This window comes from Bradyrhizobium sp. MI1.10 (genome assembly GCF_055811035.1).
Map to the genome: position 1 here is coordinate 1 of NZ_JBVVPN010000162.1, position 518 is coordinate 518.

Consider the following 518-nt stretch of genomic DNA (forward strand, 5'->3'; position numbering starts at 1 on the left):
GGGTGCGGAGCTCGTTGGTTCGCGCGAAGGCCCGATCGAAATGCCGGAGGTCCGTGGCGGCCGCGAGATCCGTCATCTGGTGAATGACGGCGTCGGGCTTTGCCGCAATCACCGCAGCGTGCATGCTGCCGGCATCGAGGCCGTCGGCGACGACCGGCTCTGCACCCAATCGACGCACCAAATCTGTTTTTGCCGCATTCCGTGTCGTGCCGATCACCGAATGACCCGCGGCGACCAGCGCCGGAACAAGATACCGACCGACCGCGCCGGTCGCGCCCGCAACAAAGATGCGCATCCTGTGCTCCTCAATTCGTTGCAATCCTCCCGGACGTAATCGAGGTGCGGAGCCGTTCAAGTATGCGCAAGTAGGACTTGCGCGCATGCGTCAAATGATGACGGGGGGGGGGGGGGGGGGGCGGGGGCGCGGGCGGCGGCCGGGCGGGGGGGGGGGGGGGGGGGGGCGGGGGCGGGGGGTGGGGGGGGGGGGGTGGGGGCGGCGGGGGGGGGGGCGGGCGCGG

The 518-nt window shown here is 71.2% G+C and carries 1 protein-coding gene; it reads right to left on the bottom strand.

Going from position 1 to position 518, the window contains the following annotated elements; all coding sequences use genetic code 11:
- On the bottom strand, positions 1-295 hold a 295-nt coding region (locus tag AC0L3K_RS40735; protein WP_473368223.1), incomplete at its 3' end, for an NAD-dependent epimerase/dehydratase family protein.
- Positions 296-518: the final 223 nt, after the last annotated feature.